Origin of the sequence: Neoroseomonas terrae (genome assembly GCF_018129025.1) — a bacterium.
Taxonomy (GTDB): Bacteria; Pseudomonadota; Alphaproteobacteria; order Acetobacterales; family Acetobacteraceae; genus Neoroseomonas; species Neoroseomonas terrae.
The window spans coordinates 199545-218705 of sequence record NZ_JAAEDI010000005.1 but is presented as its reverse complement, the minus strand read 5'-3'; the positions used below and the strand labels follow the sequence as shown (position 1 = coordinate 218705).

General features: G+C 67.0%; 25 protein-coding genes and 1 tRNA gene. 15 read left to right on the top strand and 11 right to left on the bottom strand.

Annotated features, from left to right (window positions below):
* Positions 1 to 349: 349 nt before the first annotated feature.
* The 3 genes from ccmE to GXW78_RS06275 form a co-directional block, all read right to left on the bottom strand.
* Complete coding sequence (gene ccmE, locus GXW78_RS06285) at positions 350 to 859, bottom strand: cytochrome c maturation protein CcmE (protein ID WP_211867057.1); 510 nt, start codon at positions 857 to 859, stop codon at positions 350 to 352.
* An 84-nt stretch (positions 860 to 943) separates the two neighbouring features.
* Complete coding sequence (gene ccmD / locus GXW78_RS06280; protein WP_211867055.1) at positions 944 to 1087, bottom strand: heme exporter protein CcmD; 144 nt, start codon at positions 1085 to 1087, stop codon at positions 944 to 946.
* The gene (locus tag GXW78_RS06275; protein WP_408904169.1) at positions 1084 to 1884 is read right to left on the bottom strand and encodes a heme ABC transporter permease; all 801 of its coding nucleotides are present in this window, start codon (positions 1882 to 1884) and stop codon (positions 1084 to 1086) included. Before GXW78_RS06275 ends, ccmD begins: the two co-directional genes overlap by 4 nt.
* 83 nt (positions 1885 to 1967) lie before the next feature.
* On the opposite strand from GXW78_RS06275, the gene GXW78_RS06270 reads away from it, so the two are divergent.
* On the top strand, positions 1968 to 2387 hold the full coding sequence (locus GXW78_RS06270; RefSeq protein ID WP_211867053.1) for an EVE domain-containing protein: 420 nt from the start codon (positions 1968 to 1970) through the stop codon (positions 2385 to 2387).
* Positions 2384 to 2740, top strand: a complete 357-nt coding sequence (locus tag GXW78_RS06265; RefSeq protein ID WP_338147698.1) for a Rieske (2Fe-2S) protein — start codon at positions 2384 to 2386, stop codon at positions 2738 to 2740. The genes GXW78_RS06270 and GXW78_RS06265 overlap by 4 nt, the downstream gene beginning before the upstream one ends.
* A 130-nt stretch (positions 2741 to 2870) precedes the next feature.
* On the opposite strand, the gene GXW78_RS06260 is transcribed toward GXW78_RS06265, so the two are convergent.
* From GXW78_RS06260 to GXW78_RS06245, 4 genes are read right to left on the bottom strand one after another with little or no spacing between them, the layout of a single operon-like run.
* Positions 2871 to 3593 (bottom strand): lysophospholipid acyltransferase family protein, encoded by a 723-nt coding sequence (locus GXW78_RS06260; RefSeq protein ID WP_211867049.1) that lies wholly within the window; start codon positions 3591 to 3593, stop codon positions 2871 to 2873.
* Positions 3590 to 4222: a YdcF family protein gene (locus GXW78_RS06255; RefSeq protein ID WP_338147697.1), complete on the bottom strand. Its 633-nt coding sequence runs from the start codon at positions 4220 to 4222 to the stop codon at positions 3590 to 3592. The genes GXW78_RS06260 and GXW78_RS06255 overlap by 4 nt, the downstream gene beginning before the upstream one ends.
* Positions 4219 to 5076, bottom strand: coding sequence for a cell division protein FtsX (locus GXW78_RS06250; protein ID WP_211867047.1), 858 nt, complete (start codon positions 5074 to 5076; stop codon positions 4219 to 4221). Before GXW78_RS06250 ends, GXW78_RS06255 begins: the two co-directional genes overlap by 4 nt.
* The gene (locus GXW78_RS06245) at positions 5069 to 5743 is read right to left on the bottom strand and encodes a cell division ATP-binding protein FtsE (protein WP_211867045.1); all 675 of its coding nucleotides are present in this window, start codon (positions 5741 to 5743) and stop codon (positions 5069 to 5071) included. Before GXW78_RS06245 ends, GXW78_RS06250 begins: the two co-directional genes overlap by 8 nt.
* 9 nt (positions 5744 to 5752) lie before the next feature.
* Between GXW78_RS06245 and GXW78_RS06240 the strand changes: the two genes are divergently transcribed.
* From GXW78_RS06240 to GXW78_RS06215, 6 genes are all read left to right on the top strand, one after another.
* Entirely contained in the window at positions 5753 to 6220 is a 468-nt protein-coding gene (locus GXW78_RS06240) for a zinc-ribbon domain-containing protein (RefSeq protein WP_211867043.1), read from the top strand.
* 406 nt (positions 6221 to 6626) lie between these two features.
* A tRNA-Gly gene (locus GXW78_RS06235) sits at positions 6627 to 6701 on the top strand.
* 310 nt (positions 6702 to 7011) lie between these two features.
* Positions 7012 to 8397 carry a sensor histidine kinase gene (locus tag GXW78_RS06230; RefSeq protein WP_211867041.1) on the top strand — a complete coding sequence of 462 codons (1386 nt, stop codon included), beginning with the start codon at positions 7012 to 7014 and terminating at the stop codon, positions 8395 to 8397.
* A complete protein-coding gene (locus GXW78_RS06225; RefSeq protein WP_211867039.1) occupies positions 8390 to 8755 on the top strand; it encodes a response regulator in 366 nt (121 codons plus the stop codon). Before GXW78_RS06230 ends, GXW78_RS06225 begins: the two co-directional genes overlap by 8 nt.
* Before the next feature lie 441 nt (positions 8756 to 9196).
* Positions 9197 to 9418, top strand: coding sequence for a hypothetical protein (locus GXW78_RS06220; protein ID WP_211867037.1), 222 nt, complete (start codon positions 9197 to 9199; stop codon positions 9416 to 9418).
* Positions 9419 to 9596: 178 nt separating this feature from the next.
* Positions 9597 to 9899, top strand: a complete 303-nt coding sequence (locus tag GXW78_RS06215; RefSeq protein ID WP_211867035.1) for a SemiSWEET family sugar transporter — start codon at positions 9597 to 9599, stop codon at positions 9897 to 9899.
* A gap of 112 nt (positions 9900 to 10011) precedes the next feature.
* Here GXW78_RS06215 and GXW78_RS06210 read toward each other — a convergent pair whose 3' ends face one another.
* Complete coding sequence (locus tag GXW78_RS06210; RefSeq protein ID WP_211867033.1) at positions 10012 to 10398, bottom strand: antitoxin Xre-like helix-turn-helix domain-containing protein; 387 nt, start codon at positions 10396 to 10398, stop codon at positions 10012 to 10014.
* A gap of 319 nt (positions 10399 to 10717) precedes the next feature.
* The gene (locus GXW78_RS28595) at positions 10718 to 11203 is read right to left on the bottom strand and encodes an invasion associated locus B family protein (RefSeq protein ID WP_408904168.1); all 486 of its coding nucleotides are present in this window, start codon (positions 11201 to 11203) and stop codon (positions 10718 to 10720) included.
* 293 nt (positions 11204 to 11496) lie between these two features.
* Between GXW78_RS28595 and GXW78_RS06205 the strand changes: the two genes are divergently transcribed.
* From GXW78_RS06205 to GXW78_RS06180, 6 genes are all read left to right on the top strand, one after another.
* Positions 11497 to 11778 carry a hypothetical protein gene (locus tag GXW78_RS06205; RefSeq protein ID WP_211867031.1) on the top strand — a complete coding sequence of 94 codons (282 nt, stop codon included), beginning with the start codon at positions 11497 to 11499 and terminating at the stop codon, positions 11776 to 11778.
* A 289-nt stretch (positions 11779 to 12067) separates the two neighbouring features.
* Complete coding sequence (locus GXW78_RS06200) at positions 12068 to 12391, top strand: hypothetical protein (protein WP_211867029.1); 324 nt, start codon at positions 12068 to 12070, stop codon at positions 12389 to 12391.
* Positions 12392 to 12628: 237 nt separating this feature from the next.
* Positions 12629 to 12826 carry a hypothetical protein gene (locus GXW78_RS06195; RefSeq protein WP_211867027.1) on the top strand — a complete coding sequence of 66 codons (198 nt, stop codon included), beginning with the start codon at positions 12629 to 12631 and terminating at the stop codon, positions 12824 to 12826.
* Between the two features lie 30 nt (positions 12827 to 12856).
* Positions 12857 to 13150, top strand: coding sequence for a hypothetical protein (locus GXW78_RS06190; protein ID WP_211867025.1), 294 nt, complete (start codon positions 12857 to 12859; stop codon positions 13148 to 13150).
* Between the two features lie 4 nt (positions 13151 to 13154).
* Complete coding sequence (locus tag GXW78_RS06185; RefSeq protein ID WP_211867024.1) at positions 13155 to 13388, top strand: hypothetical protein; 234 nt, start codon at positions 13155 to 13157, stop codon at positions 13386 to 13388.
* Positions 13389 to 13440: 52 nt separating this feature from the next.
* Positions 13441 to 13824, top strand: coding sequence for a PRC-barrel domain-containing protein (locus GXW78_RS06180; protein WP_211867022.1), 384 nt, complete (start codon positions 13441 to 13443; stop codon positions 13822 to 13824).
* A 174-nt stretch (positions 13825 to 13998) separates the two neighbouring features.
* On the opposite strand, the gene GXW78_RS06175 is transcribed toward GXW78_RS06180, so the two are convergent.
* Positions 13999 to 15774 carry a sulfatase-like hydrolase/transferase gene (locus GXW78_RS06175; protein ID WP_211867020.1) on the bottom strand — a complete coding sequence of 592 codons (1776 nt, stop codon included), beginning with the start codon at positions 15772 to 15774 and terminating at the stop codon, positions 13999 to 14001.
* Positions 15775 to 16253: 479 nt separating this feature from the next.
* Between GXW78_RS06175 and GXW78_RS06170 the strand changes: the two genes are divergently transcribed.
* Positions 16254 to 17270, top strand: a complete 1017-nt coding sequence (locus tag GXW78_RS06170; RefSeq protein WP_211867019.1) for an amidohydrolase family protein — start codon at positions 16254 to 16256, stop codon at positions 17268 to 17270.
* Positions 17271 to 17310: 40 nt separating this feature from the next.
* On the opposite strand, the gene GXW78_RS06165 is transcribed toward GXW78_RS06170, so the two are convergent.
* A complete protein-coding gene (locus tag GXW78_RS06165; protein WP_211867018.1) occupies positions 17311 to 18915 on the bottom strand; it encodes a helix-turn-helix domain-containing protein in 1605 nt (534 codons plus the stop codon).
* Between the last annotated feature and the right edge of the window lie 246 nt (positions 18916 to 19161).

Sequence of the window (19161 nt, the reverse complement as noted above, 5' to 3'; positions counted from 1 at the left end):
GGGCGTCGGGGGGTGCCGGAGAAGGGCTTTGCCCCTCTCCGGACCTCACCCCACCAAAGGCCGAAGGGCCTTTGGAAACCTTCACCGGGTGTCGGGCATGGTGGGCGCTGCGAAACGCGAACCTCGCGCGATGCCCGGCGCCCTGGATCGATTCCGGGCGCCATGCACCACGCGACCTCCTCGTCCTTCCAACCGTCGTGCCCGGCGCCAAACGATTGCGGTCCAGGGGCCCCAGCCCCCTGGCGGGGTGAGGTTTGGAGAGGGGCAACGCCCCTCTTCAATACCAACGCACCGCCCGGCGGCAGCGTTCCGTCGCTCGCTCGTGGCTCGGCCCTGCCGGAAATCCGCATCACCCGCCGCTCCGTCCCTCGCGAGGGGCCGTATTCCAGCTCGCGGCCGGGGGAGCGGCGCCTTCGCTGGGGTTCCAGTGCCCGGCGCGGCGCAGCGCGTCGGCGACTTCGGGTGGCATGTAGGTTTCGTCGTGCCGGGCCAGTACCTCAGTGGCGCGGAAGCTGCCGTCCGGCAGCAGGCGGCCGAGGGTGACGACGCCCTGCCCTTCGCGGAACAGGTCTGGCAGCACGCCGCTATAGGTTACGCTGATGGCGTTCGGGCCATCGGTGACGCGGAATGCGGCGGCCGGGCGGCCGTCGCTGCCGGTGCGGCGTTCGACGGACCCCGTCTCCACCAGGCCGCCGAGACGGAAGGCGCGCTCGCCCGTCGGGCGCTGCGCCATCACGTCGGAGGGCGAGAGGAAGAAGACGAGGTTGTCCTGGAACGCAGTGAGCGTGAGCGCGGTGGCGGTGCCGAGGCCGAGGCCTGCGAGCAGCAGGACCATCAGTCGGCGCTTCTTGCGGGTCATGGGGCTATGCCTCGGGGGCCTGTGCGGCGTGCTGGCCCCGGCCAATACCGGCGCTTTCCCGGCGGCGCCTTGACGCGGCGCAAGTCATGGCCGGTTCCCGCGCGGGTCGAGCCGCGCCAGCATCCGCTTCGCGGCCCGGTGGCGCATCGCGGCGCCGAAGGCGAGCGCCCCAAACACCGCGAGGGTCAGCAGATACGAGACGACGACGTGCCACCAATGCAGGGTCATGCGGCGGCTCCGTCCTCACGCCGGGCGCGGGCGAGCTGCAGCGCGCGCACGCGGCGTTCCATGACGGCGGCGCGGGTGCGGGAAAGCACCACGGCAGCGAACAGCAGCGTGAAGCCAAGCGCGCAGACCAGCAGGGGATAGAGGATGTCCACATGCATCCCGGGCGCGTCGAAGCGCGTGACGGAGGCGGGCTGGTGCAGCGTATTCCACCAATCGACGCTGAACTTCACGATCGGCACGTTGACGATGCCGACGAGCGCCAGGATGGCGCCGGCGCGGGCACCGCGTTCCGGGTCGTCGAAGGCGCGCACCAGCGCGGCGTGGCCGAGCCAGAGGAAGAACAGCACCAGCACCGAGGTCAGCCGCGCATCCCACACCCACCAGGTGCCCCACATCGGCTTGCCCCATAGGCTGCCGGTGGCGAGGCAGAGCGCCGTCGCGGCGGCGCCGACGGGCGACAGTTCGCGCGCCGTGAGGTCGGCGAGCGGATGCCGCCAGATCAGCGACATCGCCGACAGGACGGCGAGGGCCGTGTACCCGCCCATGGCGAGCCAGGCCATCGGGACGTGGACGTACATGATCCGCACCGTCTCGCCCTGCTGCCAGTCGGGCGGGGAGAACAGCAGCGCCCAGGCCAGCCCGATGCCGAGCACGACCAACGCCGCCGCCCACAGCGCGGGCAACAACCGGCCCGTCGCCCGCAGGAAGCGGCCGGGATTGGCGAAGCGATGCAGGTTCCTCCCACCCGCAGGGCGGGGTGCGGCCGCACCGGGGCCGAGGGTCAGGGGTCTGTCCACGCGCCCTAACTAGGGGATCGGCGCCGGTTATTGAAGCGTCCGGCGTGGGGGGTAAGCTGCGCGTCGATTGCAGGGGCCCCCAAATGAATCATTGGCTGGTGAAATCCGAACCGGACGCCTTTTCCTGGGACCAGCAGGTGGCGAACGGGGTGGAACCCTGGACCGGCGTGCGCAACCACCAGGCCAAGGCGAACCTGATGGCCATGAAGAAGGGCGATCGCGCCTTCTTCTACCATTCCAACATCGGCAAGGAGATCGTCGGCGTTGTCGAGGTGGTCCGCGAATCCTACCCCGATCCGACCGCGGATGCAGGCAGTCCCTGGGTTTGCGTGGACTTCAAGGCCGTCGGCCCAGTGCCGAAGCCCGTGACCCTGGCCACGATCAAGGAGGAAGCGACGCTGGAGGGCATCGCGCTGGTGAGGCTGTCCCGGCTCTCGGTCATGCCGATCTCGCCCGAGCACTGGAAGATCCTGTCGAAGATGGGCGGATGGAAGGGCAAGTGAGCGGCGTGCCGGAGCGCGTGCTGTGCGTGCTGAGCGACATCCCCGACGGCAATTCCAAGGGATTTCCGCCCGCCCCCGGCGGCTTCACGGGGCTGTTTGCCATCCGGCGGGGCGATCAGGTCTGGGTCTATGTGAATTCCTGCCCGCATATCGGCGTGCCGCTGGATCCGGTGCCTGACCGGTTCCTCGATGCGAAGCGGGAGCATGTCCTTTGCTCAACCCACGGCGCCCGGTTTCGCGTCGAGGACGGGTTCTGCACGACCGGACCATGCTACGGGGAATCGCTGGAAGCCGTGCCGGCGCGGGTGGACGGGGAAGGGCGCGTGCTGGTGCCGGAGGATGCTGGGCTGTAGGCGGTGGCAGCGCCGGTGGACGACTTCATCCACAGCAGCCCGAGCGCCTGGAAATATTGGTCTTTTTCAGGTAGTTAACCTGCCTACCTGACCCCCACAGTTAAGTGCTAGGAGGCGTCTCTCCCCAGACTTATCCACATACCCCGGGATGAGCCATGAGACGCTCGGTTTCGGTTTCGATCGCCTGTTCCAGCGCGGCCATGAGCGCGCCGCGCGGCATGCCGGCCGGGAGCGCCGGCAGGACCGAAACATGGAGCACGCCGGGGGACTTGCGGAAGGCGCGACGCCCCCAGAACCGGCCGCTATCCGTCGCGGCCGGCACCACGGGTGCGCCGGTCGCCGCCGCCATCGCCGCCACGCCGGGCTGGTAGGACTGGCGTTCGCCGGGCGTCGTGCGGGTGCCCTCCGGGAAAATCACCACGGGGCGGCCTTCCTCGAGCCGTTCCTTCGCGCCGCGCACCAGGGCGCGCAGCGCCGCGCCGCCGCCCTTCCGGTCCACCCCCAGATGGCCGCAATGCCGCGCAAGCCGCCCCCAGAGCGGGATGTCCAGCAGTTCCTTCTTCAGCACGTAGGCGGGCCGCGGCAGCAGCACGAGCCACACCATGGTGTCGAACGCCGATTGATGCTTCGCCGCGATGATGGACCCGCCAGGCGGGATGTGGTCGAGCCCGGTCACCTCGAGCCGAATGCCGCAGATAACCCGCAGCCCCGCGATCATCGCGCGCGCCCAGCACCGGATGAAGGCAATCAGCGCGCGCGGTGGCAGCAGCAGCAGCGGCAATGCCGCCAGCACGGTCAGCACGGTGCCGCCCATGAAGAACACGTTGAACGCCGCCGAGCGCAGCAGGGTCATGAATCGCGAGTCTCCCGGCGTGGGCTTGCCAGCGCCGAAAGGCCGGCGCGCGCCAGCAGGTAGCGCCCGTACTCGCCCAGCAGAAGCCCCCAGACCATGGGTCGTCGCCAAATCCCGCCATCACGCAACGCCGTCGGGACGATGGCGTTCGGCACCAGCTCGACATTCGGCAGGGTGCGCCGCAGTTCGAACAGGGCCCGCGGCATGTGATAGCTCGCGGTGACCACGCGCAGCGATCGCACTTCCTCGGCGCGGGCCCAGGCCGCGATCTCCACGGCGTTGCCGCGCGTCGTCGCGGCGGCATGCCCGACGGCGACGCGACCGGCGAAGGGCGCTGGGTCCTGCCCGGCTGCCACGGCGATGTCGGCGAAGCCGGCCTCGGGATGCGCGCCGGAGATCAGCAGCCGCGGTGCCCGCCCGTCGGCCAGCAGGCGAAGCGCGGTCGCTATGCGCTCGCTGCCGCCGGTCAGCACCGCGATGCCGTCGGTGTCGCGCGGGGAGGGCTCGGCCGGATCGAAGGCCTGCGCCACGAAGACCGCGAAGCCGCCAAGGAAGGCCACCGGCAGCAGCACCGCCATCGCGAGCATCACGCGCTGCCGCCAACCGCGCGGACGTATTCGGGTGGTCACGGCAGCCGCCGCAGCCAGCGCCGCACGGTGGCCTGAGTCGCCACCCACGCCACGCCGGCCGCCATCGCCGGCAGCAGCAGGAGGTCGAGCCACGGCAGCCCCTGCCAGGACCCCTCTCCCGCGAGCGGCCCTGCCAAGGCTGCAAGACCCGCCAACGCCGGCAGGGCCAGCACGGTGCCAAGGCCCGCGCCCATGCCGGCGAGCCAGGCGGCGCGCTTCGCGAAGCGCCCCGCAACATCGGCATCCGTCGCGCCGAGCCCGTGCAGCACCAGCACCGCATCGCGACGCGCGGAAAGCCCCGCGCGCACCGCAACGCCGACCACCGCGGCCGCCACTGCGGCGACGAGGGCGAGGACCGTCACCGCCAGCCCCTGGATGGCCCGCGCCAGCGCCGCCAGATGCCCGACCCAGACACCATGCGCCTCGGTGACTGCGCCCGGCACCTCCATGGCGACGCGGGCGCCGATCAGCGCCGCATCGGCCGAGAGGTCGGCGAGGCGCAACTCGATCACGCCGGGCAGCGGCAGGCCCTCCGCACCGCCGAGCCAAGGGCGCAGCAATTCCGCCATGCGGGCCGGATCCACCGCTTCCGCGTGCGCGACTTCGGGCAAATCGCGCAGCACGGCGAGGGCGCGCTCCATCCGTTCCGATGTCGGTTGCGGCACCTGCACGGTGACGGCGGCCTGGGCGCCTTCGCGCCAACGCTCGGCCAGGCGATCCGCGCCTGACCGCCCCGCCAGCGCCAGCGCGGCGAGCAGCGCCATCGCGGCCACCAGCCCGATCAGCAGCCGGTCGGCCATTGCCCGGCGCAGGCCGAGCGGGTCGCGCGCCAAGCGCCGCCGCGGTTCAGCCATCAGCCACCAGCCGCCCGCCCTCGAGTGCGAGGGCCCGCGCCGGATACCGCGCCGGCAGGTCCTCGGAGTGGGTGGCGACCACCACCGTCGTGCCCTGGCGATTCATCTCCGACAGCAAGGCGAGGGTGCGCCGCGCCTGCCGGGCGTCGAGGTCCGAGGTCGGCTCATCCGCGACCAGCAGCGCCGGACGGGTGACGACGGCGCGGGCGATGACGAGACGCTGCTGCTCACCGCCGGACAGTTCTTCCGGCCGCCGCTCCTCCTTACCCGCCAGACCGATCCAGTCGAACAGCTCCGCGAGGTCGGCGCGGACGGTCGATTCGGCGACGCCCGCGAGGCGCAGCGGCAGCGCGACATTGTCCCAGGCGGTCAGATGCGAGAGCAGGCGGAATTCCTGGTGCACGGTGCCGATTCGCCGGCGGAGCGCCGGCAGGTCCCGCCGGCGGGCGCGCGAGAGCGGGATGCCGAGCAGTTCGACCTCCCCCTCCGTAGGCCGCAGTGCGGCCTGCATCAGCCGCAACACCGATGTCTTGCCGGCGCCTGAAGGCCCGAGGAGCCAGGTGAAGGAGCCTTCGCCCAGGGTGAAGGACAGGTCGCGCAGCACCGCGGGGCCGGGGCGCCCGCGCGGATCAGGATAGGCGAGGGCCACGCGGCTGAATCGCACCATAGGGGTGTTGTGCCCGCCTGGCGCCTGCATCTCAACCTTGCGATGCTGTGCACGGCGACCGAGGATGGCGTGATCATGCGCATCGCCTGCCCCGCCTGTGCCGCGGCTTATGAGGTGCCCGACCGGTTGCTCGCCGGACCGGCGCGCAGCCTGCGCTGTTCGCGCTGCGGGGCGGATTTCCCGCTGCCGCGGAGCGAGGCGCCGGAAGCGGCACCGCCCCCAGCCCCGCCGGAACTGAAGGCGGAGCCGCCGCGCGTGATCGACCTGGGGCCGCCGCCGGGGCCGCGGCCGGAACCGCTGGCGTCGCGGGCGCTGACCCCGATTCCGGAACCGCCATCACCCGCATTGGCCCGTGCGTGGGTCGCGTCCATCGCGGTGGTCGCCGCGGCGGTGATTGGGTTCCTCACCTTCCATGCCAAGGTGATGGAAGTCTGGCCGGCAAGCACACGGCTGTTTGCGGCGTTGGGGTTGGCATAGTGGCCTGATCGCGGCCGCCAGGATTTCCTGCGCCAGGATTTCCTGCGAACGCGGTGGGCGAGACTAGGGCCGCTCCGCTTGCTTTCGTTAGCGACGATGGGTTCAGCTTCTGCTTCTCACGGTCGGCTTCGCTCGACCAGAGGAGGTGATGCTTGGGGTTGGTCGCCTTCCGCCTGGCGCGGCCAGGACCTGCCTCGACCGCCGGGTAGATGCAGATCCCGGCCTTCGCTTGGCACCCTGCGTCACGGCGGCGACCCAGCGTCCGCTGGGTCCGGGCGCCCGGGGTAAGGCTGGCTCCGGATACTGGTTGCCGCTTGAGACGAGGCCGCGCGTCCTCGGCGCCTCCAGCCGCCCGAGCCGACTTGCGGGGTCGCGAGGGGGACCCGTATAAGAGGCGACCTCCGGCGCGGGCGTAGTTCAGAGGTAGAACGTCAGCTTCCCAAGCTGAATGTCGGGGGTTCGATTCCCCCCGCCCGCTCCAGAAAATCAAGCATTTGTACGCTGTTCGGCAGCGGGGACACGTAGTCGGGTCTTTGCGGGCACCCACTGGGGATACCGGCGCCGGCGTGCGTGATCGCTCGGTTGCCGCCGGCAGGCCTCGCACCAGGCCCCCACGGGCGCCAATCCCCAACTGCTCCGCCTAAATCGGATCCCTGCCGCGCGGGGTGCCATTCTGCCCCGCCAAATAGACGCCTTTCCGCAGAGGGATCGCGCGCCTGAACCCCACCACCAGTTCCCGGTTGTAGTGGGGACCGCTACGCGGCCGGCCACAGGAACACTGGCGCGATGGAATGACGAACTCGCGGGAGAGAACCGGCGCACCGAACAGCGACGAACTGCTCCGCCTGATCGTAGAGAGCGCTACCGACTTCGCCATCTTCTCCATGGATCTCCAAGGGAACGTCACGTCTTGGAACAAGGGAGCCGAGCGCCTGCTGGGCTATCGGGAAGAGGATATGATCGGCCGCTCTGCCGAGGTTGTATTCACGCCCGAGGACCGAGCTGCGGGCGTTCCCGCTCGCGAGCGAGCGGAGGCTGCTTACAAGGGACGAGCAGACGACGAGCGCTGGCACTTGCGTAGCGACGGGTCGCGCTTCTGGGGTTCCGGCATCGTCATGCCCCTCGCGGACGGCAGTGGCTTCGTCAAGATTTTTCGCGATCGGACGGAACGTCGCGCGGCTCAGGAACGGCGGCGCGAAAGCGAGGCGCTGTTCCGGTTGCTTGCGACGAATGTCCCTCAGCTCGTCTTTCGGACAAAAGGCGACGGTGGCCGTACTTGGGGCAGCCCGCAGTGGATCGTCTATACTGGCCTCTCGCTGCAGGACAGTCTCGGCTTTGGTTGGCTGGAGGCGGTTCATCCCGAGGATAGGGAGGCGACCACCGCCGCATGGCGATCGGCCCAGGGTGTCGGTGAGTACTACGTCGAACACCGCATCCGGCGAGTCCCGGACGGCAGCTATCGTTGGCATCAGACCCGCGCGAAGCCAGTCCCCGAGACCAGTGGCGAGGGTGACTGGGTCGGCACTTCCACCGACGTTCATGAGATGCGGGGTATGCAGGAGCGACAGCGGATCCTGCTCGCAGAATTGCAGCACCGGACGCGCAATCTCCTTGCCGTCATACGCTCGATCGCGCGCGACACGATGCGGATGAGCGCATCGCTCGAAGTATTCTCAACGGAGTTTTCCGGGCGGCTGGGCGCTTTGGGGCGTGTCCAGGGCTTACTCGCCCGCAGCGACGGCGCTGCGATCTGTCTTCGCGAAATTGTCGAGACGGAGCTGCATGCGCACGGAGGCGGCGAGCTCATGGGCAACGTCGACATCAACGGTCCTGTGGCGATGCTACCAGCTGCGTCTGCGCAGACCTTTACCCTCGCGATCCACGAACTGGCGACGAACGCGCTCAAGCATGGCGCGCTGGGACAGGCTTCCGGAAAGTTGAATGTGACCTGGCGCATCGAGCATCTCAATGGCGCGCCCCATCTCGTACTGGACTGGCATGAGAGCGGCGTCGCGATGCCGCCGGCTCGCTCAGTTCGCCCTGGCTACGGGACCGAACTGATCAGCGCTGCGTTGCCGTACCAGATGGGTGCCGAGACTGAGCTGACGTTTGGCCCAACTGGCGTGCACTGCCGGATCACGACGGCATTGGAGCGCGAGGGAGCGCAGGATGAGTGACGGTAGGGGCACGCTGGCCGGTCAGCGCATTCTCGTCGTGGAGGATGAGTTCCTGATCGCCGCCGATCTCGCGCGCTCCCTGAAGGGCCTCGGAGCGGCGGTGATCGGGCCGGTCGGATCGGTAAGGGCTGCCTTAGCGCTCCTTGAAAAAGAGGCTGCCATAGACGCTGCCGTCCTCGACATCAATCTGACCCGCGAAAAGGTCTATCCGGTGGCTCAGGCGCTACAACTCCGCCAGGTACCCTTCGTCTTTGCAACGGGCTACGAGCAATGGGTAATCCCGCGCGAATACGAGACTGTGCCCCGGTGCGAAAAGCCGGTCGATCTACGAGCGCTCATCAGCCTCCTATCGTTATAGACCCGCATCGCGTTGACTCGACTTTCGCAATCCGTGGGGGTTGATTCAGCTTTCCAAGCTGAACATCGAGGGTTCGGATTCCCGTCGCCCGCTCCGGGTTCTTTAAGTACCGCAGCCCGTGGTGAGGCCTGCGGCAAGGCGCTGAGCGAACGATCCAGAACCCGCCAATCCCTGCGATCAGCACAACGGCAAACTTCCGCGCGTGTTGAACCCGTTTCATCGCCGCGCGTTGCTTGATTCGAAAGCAGCGAAGGCAGCCATGAGCGACACCAGGACGACCCCCGAAGAGACCGTGAGGGCCACTGCCGAGGCCGCCCTCGACGTTGTAACGGCCGCCGAGGAATGCGCCATTCGATGCGTCCGCAGGATTCAGGAGCGCCCTATCCAGTCAGTGCTCACCGCCATGGCCGCCGGCGTGCTCGTGGGACTGGTTTTGAGGCGATGATGCCGAAGCTTGGCCGCCCCGCCGCCAAATCCCGGCTCGAGATTGCAGCCCGCCGCCTAGCCAATGACGTTGCGCGCGAGGAGTACGGCGAAGCTGGTTTCTGCTTCCGATTGGCCCGCTTCGCCGACACGCGCTACTTCCGCGCCTACATCGCCCACCGGTCCAGCGCGCGGCACGCGCTCGTAGGCAAGACGGTCGTGGTGAGGGTCGAAGGATAAGTGTCGATCCCGGTCGGCAACTGGCCTCCCAGCCGTCCGGCGGGCCCGGCGTCTACTTCCGCCGGCCGAGGCGACTTAGAGTGATGTGGCTCGGGGCGTCCACTCTCGCGACCGCCGCGACTTTGCGCGGTGGACTGCTCCTTCTTCAGGAAGGTCGGGATATGGCGGTGACCGAGCCGTGACCTTCGATGCCGCTGCCATCCTCGGTGCACTCGCAACGCTGGCCTCTATCACTAGCTTTGCGCCGCAGGCGTGGAAGATCATTCGGACACGCGACACAAAGAGCATATCGGCGCCAGGGTTCACCCTGACCGTAACGGCCTTCTCTCTGTGGCTGAGTTACGGCGTCGTTCTCAATGAATGGCCCATCATCCTGACGAACGCCATCTGCCTGGTGATGGCAGCGTTCATCCTGATGATGAAGCTGCTGCCGCAGCGGAACAAAGATGCCGTCGCCGGTGCGCTGGATCCCAACGGGTAACAAGGGTGTAAGGCGCATGCGCGAAGCTAGCGCGCTACTAGGAACGCGACGAGGAACCGGCAGCCAGGATGATGGCTTTGGGCAGCATCGCACTTGCCCAAGGGGGCTTCGCTCACCACCCCGACCTCCCCCTCAACGTCGATACGGCGCTAGCCGCATACTCTGCCGCTTTATCCAGTCGCTCCCGCGACCGCAGCACCCGCTTGAAGGTGGCAATCGAAACGCCCATCGTGCGGGCTGCTTCATTCTGGGTGAGACCCCCCAGCAGCACCAACGCGGCGTGATTTTGGCGTTTGTCGGCAGCCCGCCAAAGCGCAGCACCCCTCTGCGTAATCACGAGCACGGCGGTGAGCTCGCCGTAGCCGATGCATGCATCGGACTGCCGAGGCAATTGTGACGAGGATGCTGGCTCATTGATCGGACCTTCGTGCCGCTTCCACACGGCATGAACGGCGACGGCAGCCTGACGTTCGCCGGCAGCACCGAGCAGGCGCGTCACCTTTGCGCCATCTAACTGCCAGCCGTCCGCGAGGTCCCTATGAACCAAAGCAAGGCGGCAGCACGGCCGCCTTACCGCCTCGGGCACTGCCAACAACACGTGCAAGGTCGGCGGCTTCCGACGGCTTGGTCGGCTTCAGAAGCCTGTCGCGCCGATCGACATGGATCGCCGCAGAATCGTGCAGTCACAGGTTTCTGCGCGTGAACGCCCGTGGCTGTTGAGGCGTCCGGACCTGCGGGGGCAGTAGTAGTGCTGCCGTAAAGTAGCAGAAGCCGCTGGCGATCCTATCCAACGAGCATTCCGATTTCCCCGCCGTCTCTCAGCGGCGCCGGCGCGCCGGACACTCCCGATTGATCGCATTGTAAGCGGCGGTGAAGCCGCGAAGGCTGAATGTGTCGGTTACAGTGCCGGTCCGCCCGGCACGCCGCGGACCCTGGGCCACTGCCGTATCGCCTCGCCGGAATGCGGCTACGGCCGCCGCCCCGTTGGCTGCGAAGGCGAAGCTGCCGTCCGCCTCAAGAGGAAATGCCGCTCGACCCACCGTTATCCGGACGCGCGCCGCTCGCGGATACCGGTAGTCAGCAGCCAGGGCCACTTCGTTGCGGGTGCTCCCTTGATGCGAAACCATCAGGAATACGTCGCTCCGTCGATGGCTCATGCGGGTCGGCCTTGTAAACGCGTAACACAGCTTCTGCCCTCGCTCGACCTCCACTGCGGCGGTCCATTGGCCGAAATTTCCCAACAGCCGTGGCGAATTCTGTGCCAGCGCGGGAACGACGAAGAGGGAGGAAAGGGAGGCCACCATGAGCAAACGTTGCATTGGGACTTGATACGAACCACGCGCGCTTCCGGCAATCCATGCCTTGGCAGCTTCATCGAGAATCGGGGCTGCTTCTCGTCTGATGGACGTGCAGCGGCGTTTGCTCGTCTCACCGCCCCCTGGCAGCCTTGGGACAGGATTCCCGCCCGGCGCCGCCATCTCAGGCCCGCGCTAGGGATGCCAGATTCGGAGAAACTCATGCCAACTGTTGGAGTTCATCCATAATTGCGACAGGATCGGTACAGCAACAAGCACGGCTCGAACAGCGGGAGGTCAGGATGGCGGTGCGCGCCACGGACGAAAGCCCTGAAGCGGGATTCGACCCGCCGCGGACACGACGCCTTTCCGACAAGATCCTCCTTGCGTTCGCTCAGGCGTGCGACCAGGGGAATCTCGACGCTGCGGCGGCGCTGCTGCAAGTCGCTGAGGATGTCATCATTACAGGACGGAGCGTCCAACCGGACAGGGAACGGCGGCAGACCCTTCAGTCTCTGGTAGCCGCCCACGAGCGGCTATGGTCTCTGCATCACCCGGAGGCGCCGGCGGAAGCTGAACCGTGACCGTGGGCCAGGGTTTCGGGATCTGACAACGGATCCGAGCTGCAATCGTTTGGCCGGAGCGCGTACCGCGCGCCACGGCTGAAAGCCAGACCTCGTTCACCCCTGCTGAGGTTGGAAACTCGGCGACCGAAATTCCAACGCCGTTGGTCAATGTTCGTCGAGACTGCCGGCGGAGGGGAACCCGCTCGGTTCCACCAACCAGTCAGGGGCGTTGCCGGACCTGGCTGGACCTTCAACCGCATCCCCTCCATGCGCGTTGTCGTGCTGCCCGAGTGAGAAGGTGGCTTCAGTGAGCGACAATCAGCATCGGCTGGATGAGCACGAGGAGGCGTTGAATGCGCTGGCCTTGCTGTGTGGATCGCTGATCCGTGCTCTGACGCATCAGCGCCAGATGACGGCTGAGGATGTCGAGGAACTTATGCGCGGCCTCGAGGCGTCGGCCGAGCGCAAGTCAGTTCTCCTGACCGGCTTGCTGGAACAGGTCCGATGGGCGGCGAAGTGGCATCGCGACCCCGCTGAACCGCGCTCTGTCGGTGCCGAGGACGAAGCCCGCGGCGGACATGAGGCGCCCGGAGGACCGGGCCCGACGGTACCAGGGCTGGAACGGCGCTGAACGCGCGAAACGGACATCGCCGCACCGGCGCTGCAAGGTACTACTCCTCCCGCTAAGGCCTCCCTGGAGCGGGACGCCAGTCGTCGCCCCTCTTCGCGCCGCCAACCCCGCGTGCGGCCGCCTCGCGCAAAATGCGGCCTCCTCCTCAGCGTCGTTAACCAACCCGTGACGCGCGGCGCGACGAACCGCGCCGGGCCTGGTGCGTTGTCGAGTCCTCACCCGTTGAGGAGCAAGGCGATGAGTGACGACATCAACCGGATGGCGCGCCGTGTCGAGGATGCGGCCCAGGCGGGCGCCGATACGACGAAGGACGCCGTGGCGGCCGCCGCCGCATGCGCCACGCGTGCGGTCCAGACGATCCAGGCGAACCCATTCACATCGCTCGGCCTTGCTGCGCTGGCCGGCGTGGCGATGGGCCTGTGCATGCGGCGGTGAGGGGTTCGGGAGGCAGTAGCGGACGATGACGTGTTCGTGCTGACGGCCGGTGTCCCGAACTTTCGCGGTCCGGCCGCGTTATTCGCCCAGCTAGAATGGGAGATTCCGATGGCCAAGGCCGCACAACCCAAGCCGAGCAGCCGCAAGATCGTCACCGCGCTGGACGACCAGATCGACGATTCCTTCCCGGCCAGCGATCCGCCGTCGTTGACGGACCCCAGCCGCAAGGTGGTGCAAAAGGACCCGGTGCCCGCGGAGGCAGAGGACCCGTCCACGGAAGCAGGCCAGAAAGGTCCGGCATCCACGACGAGCCGCCGGGAGTAGCGACATGGGTGTATGTGCGAAGTGCGGCAACGAGTACGACAAAAGCTTCGATGTCGTGATGGGCGACCAGCGCCTGACCTTCGACAGTTTTGAATGCGCGATCGCGACGGTGGCGCCGCGATGCGCGCATTGTGACTGCCGCGTCATCGGCCACGGCGTGGAAGCGCAGGGCCGGATTTTCTGTTGTGCTCATTGCGCCGGGCACAGCGGCATCGATGGCCTGCAGGACCGAGTCTGAACGGCAGGGGCGTCCCCAGGTCATTCATCTAACCGCAAGGAGGGTCATCGCCATGTCAGATGCGACCAGGAGCGGGAAGCCCGTCGCGCTCGACGAGACGCAACAGCTCATCTCCTCGGACAAGGTCGAGGGCACCAGCGTCTACGGGCGCGACCGCGAGAAGATCGGGTCGATCTACACGCTGATGATCGACAAGGTATCGGGCCAGGTGTCGTACGCGGTTGTCAGCTTCGGCGGCTTCCTGGGCATGGGCGATGATTATTACCCCTTGCCGTGGAACAGCCTGGAATACGACGTGGCACTCGGCGGATATGTGACGTCGGTGACACGGGAGCAACTCGACAAGGCGCCGCATTATCGTGCGGACGAACGCCCTTGGGACAGGCCGGATTATGGCCGCGGCATTTACGACTACTACGGTATGCCGATGATCTGATTCCAAGTGTCCGCCGGCGGCTATAGCGCAGCCATAGCATCCGACGGGCAACCGCTGCTTCCTTTTGGCTGGGTCGCATCAACGCAGTGACGCGGGGCCGACGTCCAGCCGGAGCGGAGCATAGGCGCCCGGCGGACGCCCAGCTCCTAGTGTCGGCCGCTGGAAGGCGGTCTGCTACCGCTCACTGGCCGGCGGAAAGTGCCACCGGCCGTCCCTCAGCGGGAGGAAGCTGCCGTCATCCACACCCACCTCCTGCGCGATCAGCCCGTTCAATTTCGCATTCATCGACATGAGAAGGTCGCGGTTCACCCGGCCGCCAGAGGCAAGGTTGTTCACCTCCTGAGGATCGTTCTGAAGGTCATAGACCTCGATGTCGTTTGCCGCCGTCAGCGCTTCCCAGGTTGTCGGCGTATTGAACCCCTCGGGCGAGAAATAGCGGGAGAAGCGGTAGCGCCCGTCGAAGACGCTGCGAATGGCGCAGCGATAATGGAAATTGGGCGGCTGGTTTTGGATAGCCGCGATGCGCTGGGCGAGCGGGGCGGTCGCGTCGGACCGTACGTCGAAATGCGCGGCCCACTGGGCGTCCTGATAGCTAAGCATGTTGTAGCAGAACAGCGCGCCCGGCCGCACCGCATCCGCGGCCGCGCCGGCCGGCTCAGCGAGCAGCGGCGTGAGATCACGGCCCGGAAGCCCCTCACCCGCGGCGCGGAGCCTGCCTGGATCGGCGCCCGTCAGGGCGAGAATCGTCGGCGTCAGGTCCACTTGGGAGGTCACTGCATCACAGGCGATCCCGCCGGGATAGGCCGGGTGGACAATCATCAGCGGCAGATGGTTCTGCTCACGATAGGTCGAGTTGCCTTTGCCGCGCATCTGGTGATGGCCACCGAGTTCGCCATGGTCGGCGGTGAAGACGATGATGGTGTTGTCGGCCATGCCGTTGGCCTTCACGGCATCGAGCACCTGGGTTACCTGCCGGTCGCAGTCGCGAATGCAGTTGAAGTAGTAGTTCTGCAGAACTCGCCACCGACGATCCTCATCCGGCCATTGGCCGACCAGCACGTCGATGACCTCCTGATAGATCTGCTGCGCCTTCGGTCGGCCCGGCGCGTCGAAGGGCTGGCTGCGGGTGGTCGGCAGCGGCACGTCCCAATGCGCCTTGTACAGGTCGTTCGCCGGCGCGCGCGCGATCGGCATCGAGGAGGCCTTGCCCTGGACGTCTTGCCCCGGCAGGTCCGAATTGATGAACATCACGTCGTGCGGGTTGACGAAGTTGACGGCGAGGTACCAGGGCTTGCCGGCCGCGGCGAGTTCCAGCCCCTTGGTGCGAAGCCATCGCGTGACGAAAGCCGTGGTCGTGTCGTCGTAGTTGTAGCCGCCGAGCGTGCGGTCGTTGATGTCGCCGACACCGAAGAAGTCGTCGAAGCCGTAGCTCTGGATGATGTTGCGATAATCCAGCAGCGGCGCCTTGATCGCCTCATTCACCTGATCAAGGTTGATGGAAAGGTGCCACTTGCCCTGATAAGCCGCGTGGTAACCGAGTTGCGCTAGGCGATGGCCCACGGTCTTCACATCGGTCGACATGTCCGGCTGCCACAGGGCATTGGCGTTGTCGAAGACGCCGCTGTGGGGAATGTGCCGGCCGGTGTAGATCGTAGAGCGTGCCGGTGAGCACACGCAGGATGCCGCCTGGTGGTTGTTGAAGGTGATGCCGTTGGCCTTGATCCACTCCCGCCCCGGCACGGGGAACGGCCATCGCGGAAAGAAATGCTCCTGATCCACGAGGATGAACAGGATATTGTAGCCGCCCGGCGGCTCATCAGGCGCCCTGCGAGGATTGGCCGCCGGCGACGTGCCCTGCGCCGCGGCTGACGCCGTGGAGCCACCCAACAATGTTGCGCCCGATGCGAACAGGTCGCGGCGAGATGGTTGCGGGGGATTTTCCTTCGCCACGATCGATTCCTCCTGCCGAGCTTCTCGTTGCGATATCCCATGACTCGGCTTGGATGTCTTGAGACCGTGGCAAGTTGCCGAATGACAGTTTCATTGACCAACGGCGAAGGCGGGCTGAAGCAATCGCTACTGTCGGTGGCCGGGCCGCGGGTCTTTCCAAGACCTTACGGTCTTTCGGACGCCCTTCGTTGGCCGATGCCGATGATGTCCTCGCAGGACGGGCGCCTTTGGAACGTCGCCGAGATCGCGCAATGTTGATCGTGTGTGCTTCGCCACCCGGCCTTCGTGGGGCGGCGGCAAGAAGCCTTCCCCTGACTCGGGTAATGGCAGCGTCGGAAGGGCGTGCGGTTCCAGAGCCGCGACGACTCGCATCCGGCACAGCCCCGATGAGCTTTGAAAATCATTGCCATATCATCGACGTCGAATTTGGCCTGCGCTACCTCGACAGCCCGGACTGAAATCACCGAGGGAGCACATCCATGGCAATACGACGCATCGCGGTCGAAGAAGCCTTCGTGACGCCCGAGATCATGGCGCAATGGCAAGTCGTGCTGGCCAGCCGCGACGTGGAGCCCGGCTTCGCCAAGATGGGCGAAACCATCCTGGCGCAGACGCCCGCGAACAAGCCGCTGGATGATCGCCTGCTCGACATCGGTGCCGGCCGAATCGCCCATATGGATTCGATCGGCGTTGACATGCATGTCCTGTCGCTCACCTCGCCGGGTGTGCAGGTATTCGACGCATCGGTGGCCACGAGGCTAGCCGCGGCCTCCAACGATGCGCTGGCCGCCGCCGTGCGTGCCCATCCCACGCGTTTCGCCGGCCTGGCAGCCATCGCGCCGCAAGACCCGACCGCCGCGGCGCTGGAGATCGAGCGGGCGGCCGGACAGCTCAGCCTGTCTGGCCTGATCATCAATTCCCACACGAAGGGCGAGTATCTCGACGCCCCCAAGTACCGGCCCGTCTTCGAGGCGGCCCAGGCGTGCGACATGCCGATCTACCTCCATCCGCGCGAACCCGCGCCGTCCATGGTGGCGCCCTATCTCGACTACGGCCTCTACTTCGCCGGCTGGGGATTCGCCGCGGAGACCGGGCTGCATGCGATGCGCCTGATCATGTCGGGCACCTTCGATCGCTTTCCGAAGCTCAAGATTGTGCTCGGCCACATGGGCGAGGGCATACCGTTCTGGCTTCAGCGCATCGACAACCGCTATCTGCTCGAGGTGAAGATCGGAGCCATCGAGAAGCTGCCCAAATTGCCGTCCGAGTACTTCCTCGAGAACTTCGTGATCACCACGGCCGGGGTCACCTCGATGCCAGCTCTGCGGCTGTGCCTGGACGTGCTCGGCGCCGATCGCATTCTGTTTGCCGCCGACTATCCTTACGAGGATGACGCCGAGGCAGTGCGCTTCATGGACGGCGCAGCCGTAACCGAAGACGAACGGAGGCGCATCTACGAGACGAATGCGCGAAGGGTTTTTAAACTGACAACCTAAGACGCATCCTCGGCTGGACGACGATAGGACGAGGTGGGGCTCAGGCAGGCAAACCAAGCGCCACGAAGCGATCCAGGCGCTGCGTCCAGATGGGTTGCAATGGACCCGGCAAGGTCGCGACGGCGCGCTGCGCCGTCATCCCCGGATAGACGCGACGAAGCCGGTCGATCGAGGAGCGCGCGGCCTGTTCCTCATCCAGGGCAAGGAGACAGGGGACGAGTGTGAAGTGGAGCCAACTCGCGCCAGGGTTCTCGGCCAGGGCCCTTCCCATCCAGCGCGCCGCCGCTTCATGCCTTCCAGCGCAGAGATGTGCGTATCCCATGCCGGCCGCACAATTGGCGAGCGATGCGCGTGGGCCTTTGAGCGCCATGGCACGTCGGTAGGCCGCGACCGCGCGATCCGCGCGACCGTAATTGGCGTGCACGCAGGCGCTGCGCTCCCAGGCCCAGCCGAAGCAGGGATCTATGGCTAGGGCGCGGGCGAGTAGCGCATCTGCCACGACCGGCTGACCCGCCCATGTGGCGACACAGCCGCGACCCGTCAGAGTCAGTGGATCGCCAAGAGGATCGAGCACGGCCGAGCGGTTGGCGAGGGCAAGAGCAGCAGCGCGCGCCGCGACCGGATTGTCCGTTTCATGGTGAAGTACCAGCTGCATGCAGCACCAGGACGCGAGCGCCACCGGCGCAGGATCATCCGGATCCAGGTGCATGGCGACATCCAGCATTTCCAGGGCGCGACGGGCGCTGACCGCGTCCGTTGCCAGGACAAACGGCATGGCACGCAGGACCAGATCGCGCGCCTCCAGGCTCTGCGGCGGTCGACGGCGCGCAACCTCGATCTCTGCGGCCTCGATACCAGGGCGAACCGCACTGCTCGCAGCGTGAAGGGTCTGCCTCTCGAATGAGATCAAGTCGTCCATCGAACCGTCGAAGGCATCGCCCCAGAGATGGCGACCGTCCCGCGAAAGGTCGAGGAGGCGCAGCACGGCGCGTATGCGATGTTCCGACAGCCGGCTGATCTGTCCGACCAGGCAGTAGTGTGCGCTTGGCGGCTGCGACTTCAAGTCGGGCTCCGCCCGCGCCGGGCGGACTGAGAAGCCATGCGCCTGCGCAAGGGCGGACGCGAGCTTCTCGGCCAATCCCTCGGCGAAAAGTCTCTCCTGCATACCCGCCGCCGCGGTGCGGATCGGCATGACCACCAGGGCTGGCACCGGCCGCCGGATGGCAGGGCACGCCGGCCGAGCGCGCGCCCTCTCCCTGCTCTCGGTCGCCGCGGCGCGCGCACGCGCAAGGGTCGCCGACGGCGACTCGCCGAAGCGAAGACGGTAGTCCAGCGAAAACCTGCCCAGATGTACAAAGCCGAACTGCGTCGCGATATCGGTGACGGTGGCGTTCTCCGCGCCGGATGCCAGCAGCGCCGTGCGCGCGGCGGCCAGGCGCATCGTCTTGAAGTGAACCAGGGGTGCCTGACCCAGGAAGTGCAGGAAATGCCTGTGCAGGCTCCGTTCCGGGACACCGGCGGCGTTGGCGACTTCCGCCGCTGTGAGACGCCGGTGCATCGCATGGCGCATGTAGAGGACGGCATGCCTGACACTGTAGGGGACGGCTCTTGCAGCGCAGGGCATGCCTTCGTCGTGTCGCTCCATGCGACGTCCCTCCTGCCTCGGTCATCCGATGGCTCGGTGCGCGCAGGATAAGCGCTGTATCTGCGCATCGGGGGGTGATTCTGTGCGCCCGCGGATAGAGTTGGCCGAATTTGGATATCGGTTGCATGCCCGCCCCCCGGCAGCGAGACGTGTCAGCGGGCGCTGGCGACGCGGGTCGGAGGTCGACACACAGGGCCGGGAGGCGATGCCGTTCCTCGCGCTGACAGGCTGGTGCAGCGATGAGGG

What these genes read in the sequence shown, in the direction of transcription:
- GXW78_RS06180 (WP_211867022.1), top strand. Translation starts at nt 13,441, where the DNA reads ATGTCAGATGCGACCAGGAGCGGGAAGCCCGTCGCGCTCGACGAGACG.
- GXW78_RS06225 (WP_211867039.1), top strand. Translation starts at nt 8,390, where the DNA reads ATGAGTGACGGTAGGGGCACGCTGGCCGGTCAGCGCATTCTCGTCGTG.
- GXW78_RS06250 (WP_211867047.1), bottom strand. Translation starts at nt 5,076, where the DNA reads ATGGCTGAACCGCGGCGGCGCTTGGCGCGCGACCCGCTCGGCCTGCGC.
- ccmD (WP_211867055.1), bottom strand. Translation starts at nt 1,087, where the DNA reads ATGACCCTGCATTGGTGGCACGTCGTCGTCTCGTATCTGCTGACCCTC.
- GXW78_RS06245 (WP_211867045.1), bottom strand. Translation starts at nt 5,743, where the DNA reads ATGGTGCGATTCAGCCGCGTGGCCCTCGCCTATCCTGATCCGCGCGGG.
- GXW78_RS06270 (WP_211867053.1), top strand. Translation starts at nt 1,968, where the DNA reads ATGAATCATTGGCTGGTGAAATCCGAACCGGACGCCTTTTCCTGGGAC.
- GXW78_RS06260 (WP_211867049.1), bottom strand. Translation starts at nt 3,593, where the DNA reads ATGACCCTGCTGCGCTCGGCGGCGTTCAACGTGTTCTTCATGGGCGGC.
- GXW78_RS06195 (WP_211867027.1), top strand. Translation starts at nt 12,629, where the DNA reads ATGAGTGACGACATCAACCGGATGGCGCGCCGTGTCGAGGATGCGGCC.
- GXW78_RS06205 (WP_211867031.1), top strand. Translation starts at nt 11,497, where the DNA reads ATGGCGGTGCGCGCCACGGACGAAAGCCCTGAAGCGGGATTCGACCCG.
- GXW78_RS06230 (WP_211867041.1), top strand. Translation starts at nt 7,012, where the DNA reads ATGACGAACTCGCGGGAGAGAACCGGCGCACCGAACAGCGACGAACTG.
- ccmE (WP_211867057.1), bottom strand. Translation starts at nt 859, where the DNA reads ATGACCCGCAAGAAGCGCCGACTGATGGTCCTGCTGCTCGCAGGCCTC.
- GXW78_RS06170 (WP_211867019.1), top strand. Translation starts at nt 16,254, where the DNA reads ATGGCAATACGACGCATCGCGGTCGAAGAAGCCTTCGTGACGCCCGAG.
- GXW78_RS28595 (WP_408904168.1), bottom strand. Translation starts at nt 11,203, where the DNA reads ATGGTGGCCTCCCTTTCCTCCCTCTTCGTCGTTCCCGCGCTGGCACAG.
- GXW78_RS06165 (WP_211867018.1), bottom strand. Translation starts at nt 18,915, where the DNA reads ATGGAGCGACACGACGAAGGCATGCCCTGCGCTGCAAGAGCCGTCCCC.
- GXW78_RS06220 (WP_211867037.1), top strand. Translation starts at nt 9,197, where the DNA reads ATGATGCCGAAGCTTGGCCGCCCCGCCGCCAAATCCCGGCTCGAGATT.
- GXW78_RS06185 (WP_211867024.1), top strand. Translation starts at nt 13,155, where the DNA reads ATGGGTGTATGTGCGAAGTGCGGCAACGAGTACGACAAAAGCTTCGAT.